17 protein-coding genes, 1 pseudogene and 2 riboswitches are annotated in these 17,254 nt (G+C 40.5%); of the genes and pseudogenes, 11 read left to right on the top strand and 7 right to left on the bottom strand.

The genetic code is table 11. The features are described 5' to 3' along the window. Window positions 1-302 precede the first annotated feature (302 nt). From prfB to HWQ58_RS06100, 6 genes are all read left to right on the top strand, one after another. A protein-coding gene (gene prfB / locus HWQ58_RS06125) for a peptide chain release factor 2 (RefSeq protein WP_292859123.1) occupies window positions 303-1,425 on the top strand; the annotation gives its coding sequence in 2 pieces (ribosomal slippage) (window positions 303-374 and window positions 376-1,425; 1,122 coding nt in all). Window positions 1,426-1,555: 130 nt separating this feature from the next. After that, window positions 1,556-1,711, top strand: a complete 156-nt coding sequence (locus HWQ58_RS06120) for a DUF3285 domain-containing protein (protein ID WP_104904774.1) — start codon at window positions 1,556-1,558, stop codon at window positions 1,709-1,711. Window positions 1,712-1,750: 39 nt separating this feature from the next. Beyond that, the gene (gene ybeY, locus HWQ58_RS06115; protein WP_292859135.1) at window positions 1,751-2,278 is read left to right on the top strand and encodes an rRNA maturation RNase YbeY; all 528 of its coding nucleotides are present in this window, start codon (window positions 1,751-1,753) and stop codon (window positions 2,276-2,278) included. 153 nt (window positions 2,279-2,431) lie between these two features. Then, window positions 2,432-2,887: a diacylglycerol kinase family protein gene (locus tag HWQ58_RS06110; protein WP_292859120.1), complete on the top strand. Its 456-nt coding sequence runs from the start codon at window positions 2,432-2,434 to the stop codon at window positions 2,885-2,887. 476 nt (window positions 2,888-3,363) lie between these two features. After that, the gene (locus HWQ58_RS06105; RefSeq protein WP_292859117.1) at window positions 3,364-3,963 is read left to right on the top strand and encodes an aminodeoxychorismate/anthranilate synthase component II; all 600 of its coding nucleotides are present in this window, start codon (window positions 3,364-3,366) and stop codon (window positions 3,961-3,963) included. Window positions 3,964-3,966: 3 nt separating this feature from the next. After that, complete coding sequence (locus tag HWQ58_RS06100; protein WP_292859114.1) at window positions 3,967-4,734, top strand: MBL fold metallo-hydrolase; 768 nt, start codon at window positions 3,967-3,969, stop codon at window positions 4,732-4,734. A gap of 104 nt (window positions 4,735-4,838) precedes the next feature. Here HWQ58_RS06100 and HWQ58_RS06095 read toward each other — a convergent pair whose 3' ends face one another. Both HWQ58_RS06095 and HWQ58_RS06090 read right to left on the bottom strand, forming a co-directional pair. After that, on the bottom strand, window positions 4,839-6,080 hold the full coding sequence (locus HWQ58_RS06095; protein ID WP_292859111.1) for a VCBS repeat-containing protein: 1,242 nt from the start codon (window positions 6,078-6,080) through the stop codon (window positions 4,839-4,841). Between the two features lie 702 nt (window positions 6,081-6,782). Then, the gene (locus HWQ58_RS06090) at window positions 6,783-7,067 is read right to left on the bottom strand and encodes an NUDIX domain-containing protein (protein WP_292859108.1); all 285 of its coding nucleotides are present in this window, start codon (window positions 7,065-7,067) and stop codon (window positions 6,783-6,785) included. A 396-nt stretch (window positions 7,068-7,463) separates the two neighbouring features. Here HWQ58_RS06090 and HWQ58_RS06085 point away from each other — a divergent pair, with 396 nt between their 5' ends. After that, entirely contained in the window at window positions 7,464-8,774 is a 1,311-nt protein-coding gene (locus HWQ58_RS06085; RefSeq protein WP_292859105.1) for an aminopeptidase P N-terminal domain-containing protein, read from the top strand. Window positions 8,775-9,120: 346 nt separating this feature from the next. Here the strand turns inward: HWQ58_RS06085 and HWQ58_RS06080 are convergent, their stop codons facing one another. Next, window positions 9,121-10,311, bottom strand: a complete 1,191-nt coding sequence (locus tag HWQ58_RS06080) for a HAMP domain-containing sensor histidine kinase (protein ID WP_292859102.1) — start codon at window positions 10,309-10,311, stop codon at window positions 9,121-9,123. Window positions 10,312-10,754: 443 nt separating this feature from the next. After that, a riboswitch (cyclic di-AMP (ydaO/yuaA leader) is annotated at window positions 10,755-10,955 on the top strand. Window positions 10,956-11,052: 97 nt separating this feature from the next. Between HWQ58_RS06080 and ntrB the strand changes: the two genes are divergently transcribed. From ntrB to HWQ58_RS06060, 4 genes are all read left to right on the top strand, one after another. Further along, a complete protein-coding gene (gene ntrB, locus HWQ58_RS06075; protein ID WP_292859099.1) occupies window positions 11,053-11,904 on the top strand; it encodes a nitrate ABC transporter permease in 852 nt (283 codons plus the stop codon). An 87-nt stretch (window positions 11,905-11,991) separates the two neighbouring features. Beyond that, a complete protein-coding gene (locus HWQ58_RS06070; RefSeq protein ID WP_292859097.1) occupies window positions 11,992-13,434 on the top strand; it encodes an ABC transporter substrate-binding protein in 1,443 nt (480 codons plus the stop codon). Between the two features lie 50 nt (window positions 13,435-13,484). Continuing rightward, complete coding sequence (locus tag HWQ58_RS06065) at window positions 13,485-14,321, top strand: nitrate ABC transporter ATP-binding protein (protein ID WP_292859132.1); 837 nt, start codon at window positions 13,485-13,487, stop codon at window positions 14,319-14,321. 16 nt (window positions 14,322-14,337) lie between these two features. Beyond that, a riboswitch (cyclic di-AMP (ydaO/yuaA leader) is annotated at window positions 14,338-14,554 on the top strand. A 202-nt stretch (window positions 14,555-14,756) separates the two neighbouring features. Next, window positions 14,757-15,377: a universal stress protein gene (locus tag HWQ58_RS06060; protein WP_292859129.1), complete on the top strand. Its 621-nt coding sequence runs from the start codon at window positions 14,757-14,759 to the stop codon at window positions 15,375-15,377. A 426-nt stretch (window positions 15,378-15,803) separates the two neighbouring features. On the opposite strand, the gene HWQ58_RS06055 is transcribed toward HWQ58_RS06060, so the two are convergent. From HWQ58_RS06055 to HWQ58_RS06040, 4 genes and pseudogenes are all read right to left on the bottom strand, one after another. Further along, the gene (locus HWQ58_RS06055; protein WP_292859095.1) at window positions 15,804-16,016 is read right to left on the bottom strand and encodes a high light inducible protein; all 213 of its coding nucleotides are present in this window, start codon (window positions 16,014-16,016) and stop codon (window positions 15,804-15,806) included. 43 nt (window positions 16,017-16,059) lie between these two features. Then, window positions 16,060-16,272: a high light inducible protein gene (locus tag HWQ58_RS06050; protein ID WP_292859095.1), complete on the bottom strand. Its 213-nt coding sequence runs from the start codon at window positions 16,270-16,272 to the stop codon at window positions 16,060-16,062. Between the two features lie 43 nt (window positions 16,273-16,315). Beyond that, a complete protein-coding gene (locus HWQ58_RS06045) occupies window positions 16,316-16,519 on the bottom strand; it encodes a high light inducible protein (RefSeq protein WP_292859093.1) in 204 nt (67 codons plus the stop codon). Window positions 16,520-16,563: 44 nt separating this feature from the next. After that, window positions 16,564-16,769, bottom strand: a pseudogene (locus tag HWQ58_RS06040) (high light inducible protein). Window positions 16,770-17,254: the final 485 nt, after the last annotated feature.

Below are 17,254 nucleotides of genomic sequence, written 5' to 3'. Positions count from 1 at the left end.
TTGATAGACCCCTGACATTGGATATCCCTCTTCTCATTAAATCTTATTATCTCATCTGTAGCCAGCTTTTAGAGAATTAGTATTAAACGGTGAAATTGATTTGTTTATCAAAGCCTATCTGCAACAACAAAATCAAACCACTTCTTTCACCAAAGAAGCACTTGATAATTTCAAGTAATTTTTGAAACTTACTAAGTGGTGCCAAGAGAATTTGCCCAACTACAGCTAAAATTAATAAATACAAGTAGAATAAAGAGCGATTTTCCAATCTAAAGCGCTCTATCTATCATTCAGCAAGCACTATGGAAGTCTTAGAACTCAAACGCGAAATCGAAACGTTGTCTAACCGCCTGGGTAAAACCCAGGACTATCTTTGACGTACCTGCACTGACAGCCAAAATTCAAGACCTCGAAAAAATATCAGCACAGCCAGAATTCTGGAATGACCAAACCCAGGCCCAACAAACGCTCTCAAAACTTAACGACCTGAAAGCCCACCTCCAGCAATACGATCGCTGGCACGCCAATTTGGAAGATACTAAGGCAGTTGTTGAGTTGTTGGAGTTAGAAACCGATGAGGCACTACTCCAAGAAGCCGAATCTACCATCACTAAACTGAATCGTGACCTTGACCAGTGGGAGTTACAACAATTACTTTCTGGCCCCTATGATGCGGAAGGTGCTGTACTGACGATTACCGCTGGTGCTGGTGGCACAGATGCTCAAGACTGGGCATTTATGCTGATGCGGATGTACACCCGTTGGGCTGAAACTTACGGCTATAAGGTAACTTTAGCTGAGGAGTCAAAAGGTGATGAAGCCGGAATTAAATCGGCAACCCTAGAAATTACCGGTCGCTATGCTTATGGTTACTTGCGTTCGGAGATGGGTACACATCGTTTAGTGCGGATTTCACCTTTTAATGCTAACGGTAAGCGACAAACCAGTTTTGCAGGGATAGAAGTGATGCCACAGATTGATAACTCTGTGCAATTGGATATTCCAGACAAAGATTTGGAAATCACCACAACTCGTTCTGGTGGTAAAGGTGGGCAAAATGTCAACAAAGTAGAAACTGCGGTACGGATTGTTCACCTTCCTACAGGTCTTGCCGTGCGCTGTACAGAAGAGCGATCGCAGCTGCAAAATAAAGAAAAAGCCCTAAATCGCCTCAAAGCAAAGCTGTTGGTCATAGCCAAAGAGCAACGTGCCCAAGAAATTGCCGAAATTCGTGGCGATATGGTGGAAGCCTCTTGGGGGAACCAAATCCGTAACTATGTGTTTCACCCTTATCAAATGGTGAAGGATTTGCGTACAAACACAGAAACAACAGCGATTGGCGATGTGATGAATGGCGAACTTGATACATTCATCCAAGCTTATCTACGCCAAGAAAATAAACTAGTAGAAAACACTCTAGTATAGAGGCAGTTGTTACATAATATCTCGATTTCTAAGGCGTTTCACACAGAAGCGCCTTAGCAATATATGGGCGATCGCAATTCTATTCCAGACCAACTGTTACAGTTATAAAAGAGTCTGTAGACAAATAACTATGAGCAACTCTCCTTCAACAGAACCTCAACCTAGCTACGTCAAACTCGCCATGCGAAACATGGTGCGAAAAGGTGGAACTTCCCTAAAGCATTTTGCGTTGACTGCTGTAGGGCTTTTAGCTCTGCTTGTTGGTCTTGCTTACCTCACTCACTAACGACAAATCGTAAACCTCAGACAAGGAGACTATGTGCCCCTGAGAGTTGAACTATATGTGGAGGAGTATTTTTATGAGTTGTCTCCGACAATATCTGTAAAGATTGACGATACTAATGCCCGAATTACTCCTGAAACTTGGGAAAACTGGTTTAATCACTGGTTGGAAATACTTCAGCCTCAGATTCCACCAGCGCCAAGTTATGAAATCGGGCTGCGTTTGACAGATGACTCGCAAATTCAAGAACTGAATGCTCAATATCGTCAGCAAAATAAGCCGACAGACGTTTTAGCTTTTGCTGCTTTGGAGGTAGATTTTCCTCAAAGCAAAGAAATGCTTGCCTCTGTCCCCTTATACTTAGGTGATATTATTGTGTCTGTAGATACAGCACAACGTCAAGCTCAACAGCAGGAACATAGCTTACCAACCGAGCTAGCCTGGTTAGCTGCTCACGGTTTATTGCACCTGTTGGGCTGGGATCATCCTGATGAAAAAAGTTTGGGGCGAATGTTAGAACAGCAAGTGAGATTGCTGAATGCAATAGGTATTGCTATTGACATGGAATAGTAGTACTTCATGTATTCTTTAATGTTAATTTTGGGTAATACTTTTATAATACTTTTGTGGAAATTTGCTTAAAGATTGCCTCAAAGTTAATTCCACGATTAAAATCGGCGAATGTTCCCACTGTAGCAACTCTGTTCTTGTGTTTTTAAGTGTATGTCCCAAAAAATTTCTCCCTCACCAACGCCTACCTCGTTACAAACACTAGTGTCTAACGAACGGGAATTCTCCTGGAAAGTAGCCTCTAATTTATTTATTAGTTTTAAATATGCCTGGGCTGGAATCAGCTATAGTTTTCAAACTCAACGTAATTTTCGCATCCACATAAGTGTCTGTGCAATGGCGATCGCTTTAAGCGTTTTTTTGCATCTGCAAGCGGTGGAAATTGCGGTAATTGGTATAACTAGTGGTTTAGTTTTGGCATTAGAGTTACTAAATACAGCGATCGAGTCCGTTGTGGACTTAACCGTTAAGCAGACATACCATGATTTGGCAAAAATTGCTAAAGATTGTGCGGCTGGTGCAGTGCTTGTCTCTGCTTTCGTAGCGATGTTAGTAGCAGGTACGCTATTGCTCCCTCCCCTGGTAAGGTTAATTATATCGACTTTGTAGAGGTGATTTGCTCGGATGTAGCCCGTACTTCTCTACGGGACGCTCTTGCTAGCTTGCTTCCACGTTCGTGTAGCGTGCCGTAGGCAAGTAGTACGACAAAGCTCAGTGACCACCGCAGGCATCGCCAAGTGAGCCGATAAGAGGATCTACATGTCCGATCCCCTGGAGAACACATTATAAGCAATTTAGAATTGAACAAGTGGCTGATCATAGAGTAGCCGCTTCATATTTACGTGTCCACTTTAGCGTTATTTTGACATCTAGCGAACAAATAAATAAGTAGGCAAGAATAAATCAAACTATGTTATGCAATCTGAAATTAATTAAATTGGTTCGTAGTAACCAACTCTAACTCTATTTTAAGGGTTAAAGTCACTTAATACAAACCTTTAATTATTCACGCCCACTCACTTAGTATGAGATATTTGTCTATGCTGTTGCAACTGATGAGTGATAAAAGCCAGGAGTTATAAACTTTGATTATAGTTATCGACAATTACGATAGTTTTACATATAACTTAGTGCAATATCTGGGAGAATTGGCAGCAGAGTTCCCAGTGGCAAATGATATTAAAGTTTTTCGTAACGACAAGATATCCATAGATGAGATTCAGGCATTAAAGCCAGAAGCCGTAGTTATTTCTCCTGGGCCTGGTCGCCCGGAAGATGCTGGTATTTCTTTAGAATTGATTGAACAGCTAGGACAAGAGTTACCAATTTTGGGTGTCTGTTTAGGACATCAAAGCATTGGTCAAGTGTTCGGTGGTAAAATAATTTCTGCTCCAGAGTTGATGCATGGCAAAACCTCTCAAGTGTCTCATACTGGAGTGGGGGTTTTCCGGGGATTAGAAAATCCTTTAACCGCCACCAGGTATCATAGTTTGGTAATCGAACGTGAGACTTGCCCAGATGTGTTAGAAATCACCGCTTGGGTTGAAGATAACACCATTATGGGAGTGCGACACCGGAACTATCCTCACATTCAGGGCGTCCAGTTTCACCCAGAGAGTGTCCTGACATCTTCAGGAAAACAGTTATTGCGAAATTTTCTGGAACAGTTACAGTCGAGAGCATAATTAATGAAACGACGACAGTTGATGGGCTATGCTGGGGCGGGGTTGGTAACAGCTTTAGTTACTACCTTGGGTTCTGAATCTCAAGCTGACGCACAATCTAGCGGTTTATCAGTTCAGTGGTTGGGTCATACTTGCTTTCTTTTTACTGGTGGTGGTGCGAAAGTTCTCGTCAATCCATTTCGCTCAATCGGCTGTACAGCTAAGTATCGTCCTCCAAAAGTTGCAGCAGATTTGGTACTGATTAGCAGCCAACTGCTAGATGAAGGTGCAGTAGATGTACTACCGGGAAATGCAAAACTCATCTACGAGCCGGGAGTTTATGAGTTTAAAGGGATTAAATTCCAAGGAATTGCCATAGACCACGATCGCAAAGGCGGTAAGCAGTTTGGTTCAAATACTGCTTGGAGTTGGAAGCAAGGCGGAATTAATATCCTACACTTAGGCGGAGCTGCTGCACCTATTTCCATTGAGCAAAAAATCTTGATGGGGCGTCCCGATGTGGCATTTATTCCAGTGGGAGGCAGTGCAAAAGCCTACAATGCTGAGGAAGCAAAGCAGGCTGTTCAAGTATTAAATCCCAAGTTGGTAATTCCGACTCATTATCGGACACAAGCGGCTGATGCTGCTAAGTGCGATCTTTCACCACTGGATAATTTTCTAACCTTAATGCAAGGTATGAAAGTGCGGCGTAGCAGTGCAGATAGTATTTCCATTAGCCCTAAAGATTTGCCGGAGAATGGGGAAATTCAGGTTTTGAGTTACAAATTTTGAATAAAGGGACTGGTGATTGGAGACTAAAAAAGAAGCAGAGGAAGCAGAGGGAGAATAATGACTCCTGCCTGCATCCCCTGAATTCTGAATTCTAAATTCTGATTTTAGAACGTATACCACTCTGGGCCAAGTTTATCTGCGTCGCTGATTGGAGTCTCAACTGCTGTGGTTTCATTTATAGTCCAAATGTTGTCTGTACCTGCTGTCTGATCGCGCCAGTAGATATCAGTCTTGCCATCGCCGTTGAAATCGCCAAGGGATGGTGTCAAGGCGGCGTTATTAGCTGGTAAGAAAGCTTCAGTCGCAACTGTTGTGCCATCTATCAACCAAGCGGTGTTCGCACCTGTGGTTCCATTGTGCCAGAAGATATCAGTCTTGCCATCACCGTTGAAGTCACCAATTTTGGAAGTCCAAGATGAGTCAAGTGTGCCCAAAGCACCTTCTGTGACTAAGATACCATTTATCGTCCAAACCTTGTTCTCACCGGTTTGAGCGTTTCTCCACAGAATATCAGTCTTATAGTCGCCGTTGAAATCACCAAGGGTAGGAGTCCAGGCGGGATCTTGTGATTGCAGCGCCAATTCAGTCTTTTGCGTACCATCCATAAACCAAGCTGTGTTATCGCCGGTGGTCTGATCGCGCCAGAAGATGTCACTCTTACCATTGCCGTCGAAATCAACAATGGTAGGAGTTAGTGCTGTGTTTGTAGTGTCTAGAACAGTTGCATTCAGAACTGTACTGCCATCCATCTCCCAGATAGCATTCTCGCCAGTTGTGCCATTATGCCAGAAGATATCGGTTTTGCGATCGCCGTTGAAATCTCCAATCTGAGGAGTCCAGGCGGGATCGACGCTACTTAGAGCCGCCGCACTACCAACTTTTGTTCCATCCATCAGGACAACGCTATTCTCACCGGTTGTCTTATTGCGTAACAAGAAGTCGGTTTTGCTATCAGCATTGAAGTCAGCAATTTTGTAATCATAGGCGGATAGGTCAAATTGACCCAAAGAACCCTGTTCGAGAACTGTTGCACCATCCATTAACCGAATGATAATCTCACCAGTTGAAGAATTGACCCAAACTTTGTCTGTTTTACCATCACCGTTAAAGTCAGGAGTAATCGCCGCGCTAGTTAAGTAAGGATTAGGATTGGGATTTGCTGACGTTTTAACAGGCGCAGTCACCTGTTTACTTTCTAGTGCTAGTGAAGAACTCTTATTTCCAAACCCCAAATCATAATTTAAACTCTTAAGAGAAGTTGTCAAGATTTCTGATTTGGCAAAAGAATCTGATACTAATCGAGATGTATTCAAAGCTAAAGGTGAGGAATTTTGATTTCCAGACATGGTTTATTTTTATGATTGGTTGTTATATTCTTTTAACTTTTTTTGCCAATCTCTTTCTGTAACGAAATAACATTTACCTGATTTTCAAGATTTCTTTATAACTATTTTTTATTTATTAATGTCACTATTTGAATATAAATATCTGTTTGTTATAAACTATTATTCTAAATTTTTCAAGTTCTAGACAAGCAATTATAAAATATTGTTTGTACTTTATATATAATTATTGATAGAGAAAAAACTATTGTTTTATCTAGTTTTTTTAATATTTAAATGTTGTATCAAAAATCTACTTATATTTTTAAATGGTAATCAGTCAGATAAAAATATACGCACTAGCCATATATTTTTTCTAAACTTAGATAGTCCTGATAATCTTTATTTTGACGATGAATCTCTAACTACAAACTAGAATTTTATTTTATGTTTAACTATACCGACTTACTTAAGATAAAAGCGATCGCTACATTATTCCTAATAGATTTGTATAATTTTGCCTTTATTTTCTTGGCACTTTCTTAAGTATTGGCTGAAGAACCACTATTTTTTAATTTCTGAACAAGCTTAGATAAAAAGTAACCTTGACCACCAGCTAGACCGAAATCTGAGCTATCCAACTTAACCCAATAAAAATCAAAGGCTATAGGGTTTTTGCTGCTACTTGGATGTATTTCCCAATGCCGCCAAGTAGATGGTGAACACTTACGTTAATTCGAGATGATAAACATAACGTTCTTGAATTTCATTCCGATAGGGAGTCATATTGTATTGATAAATACCCAATAACTCAATAATGCGAACTCCCTTAACACCAGATTCTTCATAAATTTCTCGCAGTACAGCATCAGATGGCTCCTCACTTTCTTCAACTGTACCAGCAGGTACTTGCACGCCAGCTTCAGGAAAATCAGTATGTGTAAACACCATTAATTTATCTTTGTTGGTTACGTAAGCGATCGCTTTTTTTATTAAGGGTTGAGTGGACATATTTTTTACTGTGTGTTGCTAAATTTATGAAAAACCAAAATTTGTATAAAATAAACATTTAAAACTTATTTAACTTTATGAATATCCTAAATCATTCGATAACAACAAGATTTCTGAATTGTTTAAAAACTAGAAAATCTGAGTCTTTCGAGATAATTGATTTTTATCCCATAATTTACAGCAGATTTCAAGGAAAGTGAGATACACAAGCTAAATCTGTTACCCAAGTATAAAGAGTGTTTTATTCCTGAATTCTGTATTCTGGTGTATAACTTGAGTGGAAACAAATATTGGTTAGAATAACTTAGATTAGCAACTATTTAAGAGGCATCATCTGTGCATCTGCTAGTTGTTAAAAGTGTAAAATAACACAATACTTTTAAAAGTAGATCAACTATGCAAGCAGAATATCGGCAGCGTCGCGAGCAGTTAATGGCAAAAATTGGTGATGGGACAGCCATTTTTCGCAGTGCGCCAATGGCAGTGATGCACAACGATGTCGAGTATGTTTATCGCCAAGATAGCGATTTTTTTTACTTGACTGGTTTTAATGAACCACAAGCAGTAGCAGTGTTAGCGCCGCATCATTCAGAACATCGGTTTGTGCTGTTTGTCCAACCGAAGGATCGCGAAAAGGAAGTATGGACTGGTTATCTTTGTGGGGTAGATGCAGCCAAGGAAATTTATGGTGCTGATGAAGCGTACCCGATTAGCGAGTTAGATGAAAAGTTACCGCAGTATTTAGAAAAAGCCAGCCGGATTTATTATCATTTAGGACGTGATCGCAATTTTACCGACCAAATTCTAAGACATTACCAAAGTTTATTGCGGACTTATCCGAAGCGCGGTACTGGGCCGATCGCTATTGAAGATACTGGCCCTGTCCTCAACAGCATGAGATTGATCAAAAGCGAAGCTGAGTTGGAATTGATGCGTGAAGCAGCTGCGATCGCAACTGAAGCACACAATTATGCTCAAGAAATCGCCGCACCGGGACGTTATGAGTACGAAATACAGGCGGAGATGGAACGCATCTTTCGAGTGCGGGGTGGGTTAGGGCCTGCTTATCCTTCGATTGTGGCTTCTGGTGTAAATGCTTGCGTACTGCATTACATTGAGAATAATCGTCAAATGCAGGATGGAGAATTACTGCTAATTGATGCCGGTTGTGCTTATGGTTATTACAACTCCGATATTACCCGGACATTTCCTGTTGGAGGTAAGTTTACGCCAGAACAAAAGACGTTGTATGAGATTGTTTTGGAGGCACAAAAACAAGCGATCGCTCAAGTCCAACCAGGTAATCCTTTCAAATTAGTTCATGATACAGCAGTGCGCGTTCTTACAGAAGGTTTAGTCGAACTTGGCATTCTCAAAGGTGAAATTGATAAGTTAATTGAAGAAGAAAAATATAAACCATATTATATGCACCGCACCAGTCATTGGTTAGGTTTAGATGTCCATGATGTCGGTGTTTATCAGCATGGTGAAGACAAACCTCAAATTTTACAACCAGGTCAAATTTTGACAGTGGAACCAGGAATATATATTGTGCCAGATACCAAACTAGCAGAAGACCAGCCACAGACCGATCCTCGATGGGTTGGGATTGGTATTCGTATTGAAGACGATGTGTTAGTTACACCTGGGGGACATGAGATTTTAACTGCGGGGGTTCCCAAAGCTGTAGATGAAATAGAAAAATAAAAAATGGGGATGAGACATCATCCCTAAGCTCGACTTTATCCATTTTTTTCGCAAGGCGATCGCTTAAGCTGAAACCTTTGTAGGACAGTAGTTTTACTTTTTTAACTTCATCTATAATCTGTGACGTGGAAAAAGTATTTGCCAAAAAGCTAGGGTTTTTGCCGGATAAAGAAAGCGAGTTCTTAATTTTGGATAAAGTCGAGCTTAGAGGATGTTTGTAAAGCCTTGGCGATTGGAAATCGCGGCTATACAGACAAAACCCACCTGCGTGGGTTTAAAACCCTTGATTTTGTATTAGTCCACGCAGGTGGACTAAGCTTTGTGTAGCCGCGACTTCCAGTCGCTTTTAAAATCCCACTTCTAAAGGAAAAATTACGGTAAAAGTAGAACCAACGCCTACCTGCGAGGCTAGATTAATTTGACCTTGCAATAGTTTTACTAAACGCGAGACGATCGCTAATCCCAATCCTGTACTATCAGGAAGATAGGGACGATCGCTACAACTCACGCGAAAGTAGGGTTCAAATATCTGGGCTTGGTTTTCGGGTGCAATGCCAACTCCAGTGTCAGAAACTGCGATCGCCCATCTCTGGTTCTCCAACACCTGACACAGTATAATAACAGTCCCCAACTCTGTATAACGAATCGCATTACTAATAAGATTTGTAACAATTTGTTGCAACTGAAAAGAATCTGTAATTAATTTTTCGGGAATGCGATCGCAATCGACTACGAGTTGTAAATTTTTTCCCGTAGCTAAAGGTTGCAACATTTCACACACATTATCGATTAATTCACGCACATCGGTAGGTGCTGATTGGAGTTTTATCTGCCCGGCGTCATAGCGCGAAAGTTCTAGTACATCATTAATTAGATGGAGTAACTGTCTACCATTGCGTAGTACCCGCTCAATATGTTCTAAATTGCTAAAGCTGTCTTTGATATCAGTCTTTCGTCGTTGTTGGCGTAAAAATAGATCCGAATAACCAATAATGGAAGTTAGGGGATGTTTCAATTCATGGGCTAGTTGGGAAAGATACTCTTGATTAGCGCTAATTAGCCGCGTCAGTTCATCATTATGGAGCGTTAGTGATGCTTGCAACTTCTGTAATTCCCGTAAGCGTTCCTCAACATAACTTTTGAAACATCGAGCGATCGCTTCGTCTATAATAGCGTCAATCAAACGCATGGAACGAATTATCTCTGACGGAATTCCCTCTAATAAATCTGGTTGTAGAGCATCAAATATTACTGTTCGCAGCAGATGATATTCTCTGGCAATTTCTGCTGGATCAAAACCTTGTTCGGCTCGAATCGCTCCATGCTGAAAACTGGCAGTAACTATTGATTGAATATCATTCTCTTGAGATTTTGAAAGCACTGTCACCATAGCTTTCAAAACATCAGGAATGTGATCTTTTACCGCTGTATAAGATAGGTCATCAGCACTTTCAATCCGTCTATCCCTACGAACCGCTAAAATCCATTTATCAAGGATGGTTTCCGTTTTTTCAGCCAGTACTTGACTAAAATCCATTATGTTAAATTCAGCTAGAAGATAGATGAGTAAACTTCCATATCCAAATAGTTTAGCGACTATAGTGGTGCCATACCACAATTAATAATATTTTTCATCTACTAAAAGAAATAGATTTAACACAATTTAATTTTTATGAGCATTAATACTCATACATAATATTATAAAAGTATAATATATATCTTGAGCTTATTAAAATTAGTCTAGCAATTAACAGCCTTGTGACTTGACTTAACAAAATTATTTAGCTCACTGTGCAAGGATTTAATCCACAAGATAATTAAAATTATCAATTTTCTGGATTAGCGAAAAGTTAGGTTAACCAGACGACTGAAGTAACAAAATAAACAACAACTATCAGCAGACAGATACTTTCACTGAAGTACCATCTATGTTATATTATGTATATCAATGTTAGAATGTACATAACTTAGTATTTACTTAGAGTAAGTCAGCCTAATCCAACAGATCACAGTGCGTGATGTTGGAGCGGAGGAACCAAATTGTGGGGCGTATCTCAGAGAAAGTCAGGAGTTAGAAGTTACTTTAGTAAATATTCAACTCATAACTCATAACTTTTTTCAGAAGGGCATCTCTCAGCCCTAGCCCGTCAGCTAACTTCGTAGGCATTGAGAGGAGACTGAAGAGACGGCATTTTTATAATGTTCCGATCTCATCGGTGTCCAAGGCTGGTACTGCTCGAATTTTTTGTACCTGCACTTAAATCTGTTGAGGTCGTAAATGATATTTCAACTAAATTTAGCAGCGATCGCAGCGATCGCTGGAGAAGCAACTTGGAAAAAGGCAAAACCTATTATCCTTAAAGATGTCTTCATTCTACCTGTATTGGGCTTCTTGGGAATAATTATACTGTGGTGGATTATTGCACTTGCCAATCATGAATTGATGCCCACCCCACCAGAAGCGCTAATCGCAAATCTAGACTACATCTTAAATCCCTTCTACAAGCGAGGCCCAGGTAATTTAGGGATTGGTTGGTTGTTAATAGCAAGTCTGCGTCGAGTATTACTAGGCTTTTTATTAGGTGCGGTAGTAGCAATTCCTTTGGGGTTTCTAATTGGTATGTCCAGACGGGCAATGCTAGCGTTTAATCCGATCATTCAAATTTTTAAACCAGTATCGCCTCTAGCTTGGCTACCCATCGCCTTAGCAATTTTCAACTTAGCAGATCCTTCCGCCATTTTTGTCATATTCATAACTTCCTTATGGCCAACAATTATTAATACCGCTTTAGGAGTTTCTAGCGTTCCCCAAGATTATTTAGATGTGGCACGAGTCCTGGAAATGCCGCGTTCACGACGAATTATAAAAATAATTTGGCCTGCAAGCTTACCGTATATTTTTACAGGTTTACGAATTAGTTTAGGGATAGCTTGGCTAGTAATTGTTGCTGTAGAAATGCTTACAGGCGGTATTGGTATCGGCTTTTTTGTCTGGGATGAATGGAGTCGCTTAAACCTAAGTTCAGTCTTTTTAGCTGTGTTCATAATTGGCTTAACTGGGTTAATTTTAGATTACGCTGTGGGTAAAATCCAAGAATTTGTCACCCATCGCCCTACAACTTCCAACTAACAAAATTTGGTTGCGTTCAAAATAGCAAAATATAACGATACTCTGCACCTGGAGCGTGAGTAATTAATCACCAATGGAGCTACAAGAATGGGTGCTCATAACTGGACTCGACGAGACTTTATCAAAGGAATCGGAGCAACCACAACCGGAATAGCGTTATCTTCCTGTGCGATTTCAGGAGATAGATCCGCTAAAGGACTAACTGAAGAAGCCTTAGCTGTACAACCATTAGTTAGATCCCAAGATCTAGAAAAATCTGACCTTACCATTGGTTATGTTCCCGTTAATGATTGTGCGCCATTTGCAATCGCCTGGAAAAAAGGTTTCTTCCGCAAATATGGTTTGAACGTCACACTCAACCGCGAAGCGAGTTGGGCTACTTCCCGCGACGGTGTAATATTTGGTCGCCTGGATGCCTCACCCGTAGTCTCCGGTGCAGTCACCAACGCCAGAATTGGTGCTGAAGGCGCACGCCACGCCCCCTTGTGTGCAGCCATGACCATTCATCGCCACGGTAACGCCATGACGATGAACAAAGCTATGTGGGATTTTGGGTTGCGTCCGTGGTATGAGTATCAAGAAAAACATGGCGATGGCGCCCTAGAAGCCTTTGGGCGCGATTTCCGAGGCTATTTTGACAAGCAGCCGCCAGAACGCAAAGTTTGGGCAGTTGTTCTGAGTTCCGCCATTTACGAATACTTTGTCCGCTATGTATCTGCCGCCGCTGGTGTCGATCCCTTCAAGGAGTTTCGGATCATCATCGTTCCGCCCCCCCAAATGGTAACAAACGTGCGGATTGGTGCGATGCAAGCTTATATGGTTGCAGAACCCTGGAATACACGAGCAATTACAGGTAACGAAAACATCGGCTTTACCTTCGCACAAGGTAAAGAAGTCTGGCTAGGACACCCAGATCGTTTGTTGGGGGTGATGGAATCCTTTATTGACAAATATCCCAAAACCTATCGTTCCCTCGTCAAAGCGATGATTGAAGCTTGTCAGTATTGCAGCAAAGTAGAGAACCGCCAAGAAGTAGCCGAACTGCTTACAGATCGTTCCTTTACAGGTGCTAGACCTAAAAATAAAGATGCCCCAATCGCTAAGTTGACAAGTCCCGGAATTCTCGGCAATTATAACTATGGCGGCTTTGACGGCAAAGACCGCACCATCAAAGCTGCTGACACCACGATTTTCTTCGATATCCCTGATAATTTTCCCAAACAGCCAGGAGAACACTCTACATTCTTATGGAGATCCAGAAGTATTTGGTTGATGACACAAGCAGCACGGTGGGGACAAATTAAGCAATTCCCCAAAAATGCCGAGAAACTAGCAGAACTTGGCTGGAGAGCAGATTTATATCGAGAGATAGCATCTGACATGGGCATCGAGTGTCCCAAGGATGATTACAAGGTCGAACCACCAGAAGTATTTATAGATAAGAAAGGCTTCGATCCCAGCGATCCGGTGGGTTATCTGAATAGTTTTGCCATCAGGGCTAACGCTCCCACTCGTTTTTTCATGTCTTAAATCCCAAGTTTAAATTTTGATTGACTAAATTATTTCCGGAGCCTTTGATGATGGAATATACCTCATTACCTATTAATACCCAGACCGAAGTTATGCCCCGCCCTGGATTTTTAGAAATTGAAAATTTAGTCAAGTCTTATCCGACACCTGATAAAGATAACTTTGTCGTTTTAGATGGAGTTAATCTGACGATTGGTGAAGATGAATATATTTCTGTAATTGGTCACTCAGGTTGTGGGAAATCAACTCTAATAAAAATAGTAGCTGGTTTAGAAAAAGCAACTTCCGGCTCAGTCAGGCTAGATGGGCAAGAAATTCGTCAGCCGGGAGCAGAAAGGATGATGGTATTTCAGAACTATTCGCTGTTACCTTGGTTAACAGTGCGAGAAAATATCCGTTTAGCCGTGGATGAAGTGTTAAAAAATGCTAAGAGGGCTGAAAAAATTAGCATTGTAAATCAACACTTGGCAATGGTAAACTTGACGGCGGCGGCTGACAAATATCCCGATGAAATTTCTGGAGGTATGAAACAACGAGTAGGTATTGCCAGAGCCTTAGCAATTCGTCCCAAAATGTTGCTGATGGATGAGCCTTTTGGAGCATTAGATGCACTAACTCGTGGCAAATTAGAGCAGCAGGTATTGGATATTTGGGAAAATAATCGTCAAGCAGTGATGATGATTACCCATGATGTAGACGAAGCAATTTATATGTCCGATCGCATTGTCTTGATGACCAATGGCCCAGCTGCTAATATCGGGGAGATTTTAAAAGTTCCTTTTGAGCGTCCACGCGATCGCGCCGCCATGCGAAACTCAAAAGAGTATTTTGAACTCCGCAACCATGCCTTAAATTTCCTCGATCGATATTTTACCCAAGACGAGTAAATTAGATTATCATTTTTTTAGTGGGTAGCCTAATTCAAATTCATGAAAGCTGGATTTGGAACGGAGGAACCATATTGTGGGGCGTATCTCATAGAAAATGAGGAGTTAAGAGTCAAAAGTTAAGAATTATTAATATTAACTCAGCACTCAGCACTCAGCACTCAGCACTCCTAAGAGAGAGACACCTTCCAGTCTTAGCCCGTCAGCTAACTCCGTAGGCAATGGAAGGAACCCCCAAGACTTTGGCTGTAATACAGTTATTATTGGGGTTTCCTTAACTGATTTAAGATTTGAAATTTTGGTTATCACCACTCAATCTAAAATCCAAAATCGTTCGACTGAGCGTAGCCGAAGTCCAAAATCTCAAATTGGTCGCCCTGCTTCTCATTGCTAATTCATTTCATTAGGAGAAGTAAAGCTGTGCAAATCAAGCCAATGTTAGCACGTCTGCAAAGTGCCACAGGTCGAGATGACTTAATTGAACAAATGGTACTGTTGCCAGAACCAAACAAACCTTTTTCTAAAAAACCTCAAAAGGCGGAAGCAGTTAATCTAATTGTTGCTTATGACGCATCTCCCAACAGTCATACGGCATTAGATATTGCATTTTGGATTGCCCATCAAACGCGTTTGGCCACCAATACAGAAGTTACAGTTCAAGCTGTTTATGTGGTAGAAGATAATCAAAGCAGTCAGTATCCAAATATTTTAAGCTTTCCCCAAGAACAGCCTTCATTGGAATGTCAAGTCAGTGAAATATCAAAGTCTGTCACACAGGTATTAACTCAACCCAAATTACAGACAGCGATCGCTCCCCTACAACAAGCAGATATAATTCTCTGGCAAGCCCGGAGTTTAGCTGAAGAATGGCAAGGTTCCTTCAAATCTCACCTGCGCTTCGGCCCCATTGCCACAGAACTTAACAAAGTTGTTAAATCAGAAGCTGCCGATATTCTGTTTCTAGGTTGCAACTCTGTCAATCATCCGATGATTGGGGCTCTAGGTTCTAATTTTCCCTGTGCTGTTTTGGGTATTCCCAGTTCTATTGAGGAATAATAACTGTTTAAAATTTCAGTAATTTTTATCAAATTTTGATCGTAGATAAGTCACCTAAAACTAGGTGGCTTTTTTCGCTACTATGCAACCAATTAAACTTCGGGAGGTGGGTGTGGAAAACTGATACCGTTATATCCTAGTACAACAATTGGTAAATAAGTAGAAGAGAAGAGTCACGTCGCTTCTCTACGAGACGCTACGCGTAGCTTGCTTCCCCAAAGGGGTACGCTCCGAATTCAAAATTCAAAATTCTTGCATTATTGATCCCCATAAATAAATTTAGGGGCTTGTATCATGAGTCGTTTTCGGTAAGCAAGTTGCTCAATTTTTTGATAAGTTCGTAGTAAACAATTTAGTCCTTATCTAGGCACTAAAGTGCTTAGATAAGGACTATTTTAATCTATCATAATGGTTATGGTAAGGCTACTAGTAGCCAATCAGATGTAAAACGTCGCGCAGGACGCTATAACCAGCTAAATCCCAAAGTAAATAGGCAAGAAAACCAATAGCTGCCAAGCGACCATTCCAAATTTCGGCTTGGGGAGTAAAACCAAACAGAAATGCATTACGGTCTACGCCATTGTATTCGGATGCAACAGGTGGTAAATCAGTAGAGGAACGAGTTTCTTTAATTGCCATTTTTTTCTCCAAAATCTAGTAGTTTTTTAAGTGTTTAGTTTTTCTAGTAGCCAATCAGATGTAAAACGTCGCGCAGGACGCTATAACCAGCTAAATCCCAAAGTAAATAGGCAAGAAAACCAATAGCTGCCAAGCGACCATTCCAAATTTCGGCTTGGGGAGTAAAACCAAACAGAAATGCATTACGGTCTACGCCATTGTATTCGGATGCAACAGGTGGTAAATCAGTAGAGGAACGAGTTTCTTTAATTGCCATTTTTTTCTCCAAAATCTAGTAGTTTTTTAAGTGTTTAGTTTTTCTAGTAGCCAATCAGATGTAAAACGTCGCGCAGGACGCTATAACCAGCTAAATCCCAAAGTAAATAGGCAAGAAAACCAATAGCTGCCAAGCGACCATTCCAAATTTCGGCTTGGGGAGTAAAACCAAACAGAAATTCATTGCGATCGCGGCCATTGTAAGCTTTAGTAGTAGATGATAAATCAGTAGATGGACGAGTTTCCATTGTTTTTTCCTTCCTAATCAAGTTGGTTTTTATTCTTTAATGCTTTAGTAATCAATCAAGCGCAAAACGTCACACAGAACGCCATAGCGAACTAAATCCCAAACTAAATAGGCAAGAAAGGCAATTATTGCAAACGACCGTTCTAAATTTCGGCTTGAAGAGTCCAACCAAACACAAAATAATTGCGATCGCAACCATTGTATTCTGTTGAAATTATTGGCAAATCTCTACTGGAAAAGCGAGTTGCCATTTTTTTATCCTCAACAATTCGTTTGTTAACTTTAATGTACCTTTTAATAATTAAAATCCTTTCTGCCCATAGACACAAACCACAAGCACTTCTTAGGGACGATTATCAGAAAGTATTATCAGAAACAAATCCACCTGGAGAGGGTGATAAAAAATAGATATTTAAATAGATTTAAATAATTTAAGAATTAACTAGTATTTCAATAGAATCATTCCCTCTCAAGTAAGCAATTAAAATTAAAAATTAGTGGTAATTAATTAATAGTGTTGCCAATTTTATTAAAATTTATACTGAAGGAGACTAAAATTTATATCTTACGCTGGATAGAGTTTTCAGCCTTTGGAGAGATGCTTTAAATAGCTAAATTCTACGATTCTGATCTAAAGGGTTAGGTATTGCCATAGGTACAAACATAATAAATACTAAGAGTTACTTCTCAAGAAATTCTTAATTCCCCCAAATCTAAACTTAGTAGAAGGAAATCC

This window comes from Nostoc sp. LPT, assembly GCF_017115165.1.
Taxonomy (GTDB): Bacteria; Cyanobacteriota; Cyanobacteriia; order Cyanobacteriales; family Nostocaceae; genus Nostoc.
The sequence above is the reverse complement of the archived record's forward strand: the minus strand, read 5'-3'. Positions and strand labels throughout refer to the sequence as shown.

Bases quoted from the DNA above. Each gene is read 5' to 3' on its own strand.
- HWQ58_RS06070 (WP_292859097.1), top strand. From the start codon at position 11,992: ATGGGTGCTCATAACTGGACTCGACGAGACTTTATCAAAGGAATCGGA.
- HWQ58_RS06110 (WP_292859120.1), top strand. From the start codon at position 2,432: ATGTCCCAAAAAATTTCTCCCTCACCAACGCCTACCTCGTTACAAACA.
- HWQ58_RS06065 (WP_292859132.1), top strand. From the start codon at position 13,485: ATGGAATATACCTCATTACCTATTAATACCCAGACCGAAGTTATGCCC.
- HWQ58_RS06095 (WP_292859111.1), bottom strand. From the start codon at position 6,080: ATGTCTGGAAATCAAAATTCCTCACCTTTAGCTTTGAATACATCTCGA.
- HWQ58_RS06090 (WP_292859108.1), bottom strand. From the start codon at position 7,067: ATGTCCACTCAACCCTTAATAAAAAAAGCGATCGCTTACGTAACCAAC.
- ntrB (WP_292859099.1), top strand. From the start codon at position 11,053: ATGATATTTCAACTAAATTTAGCAGCGATCGCAGCGATCGCTGGAGAA.
- HWQ58_RS06055 (WP_292859095.1), bottom strand. From the start codon at position 16,016: ATGGCAATTAAAGAAACTCGTTCCTCTACTGATTTACCACCTGTTGCA.
- HWQ58_RS06080 (WP_292859102.1), bottom strand. From the start codon at position 10,311: ATGGATTTTAGTCAAGTACTGGCTGAAAAAACGGAAACCATCCTTGAT.
- HWQ58_RS06045 (WP_292859093.1), bottom strand. From the start codon at position 16,519: ATGGAAACTCGTCCATCTACTGATTTATCATCTACTACTAAAGCTTAC.
- HWQ58_RS06085 (WP_292859105.1), top strand. From the start codon at position 7,464: ATGCAAGCAGAATATCGGCAGCGTCGCGAGCAGTTAATGGCAAAAATT.
- HWQ58_RS06120 (WP_104904774.1), top strand. From the start codon at position 1,556: ATGAGCAACTCTCCTTCAACAGAACCTCAACCTAGCTACGTCAAACTC.
- HWQ58_RS06050 (WP_292859095.1), bottom strand. From the start codon at position 16,272: ATGGCAATTAAAGAAACTCGTTCCTCTACTGATTTACCACCTGTTGCA.
- HWQ58_RS06060 (WP_292859129.1), top strand. From the start codon at position 14,757: ATGTTAGCACGTCTGCAAAGTGCCACAGGTCGAGATGACTTAATTGAA.
- HWQ58_RS06100 (WP_292859114.1), top strand. From the start codon at position 3,967: ATGAAACGACGACAGTTGATGGGCTATGCTGGGGCGGGGTTGGTAACA.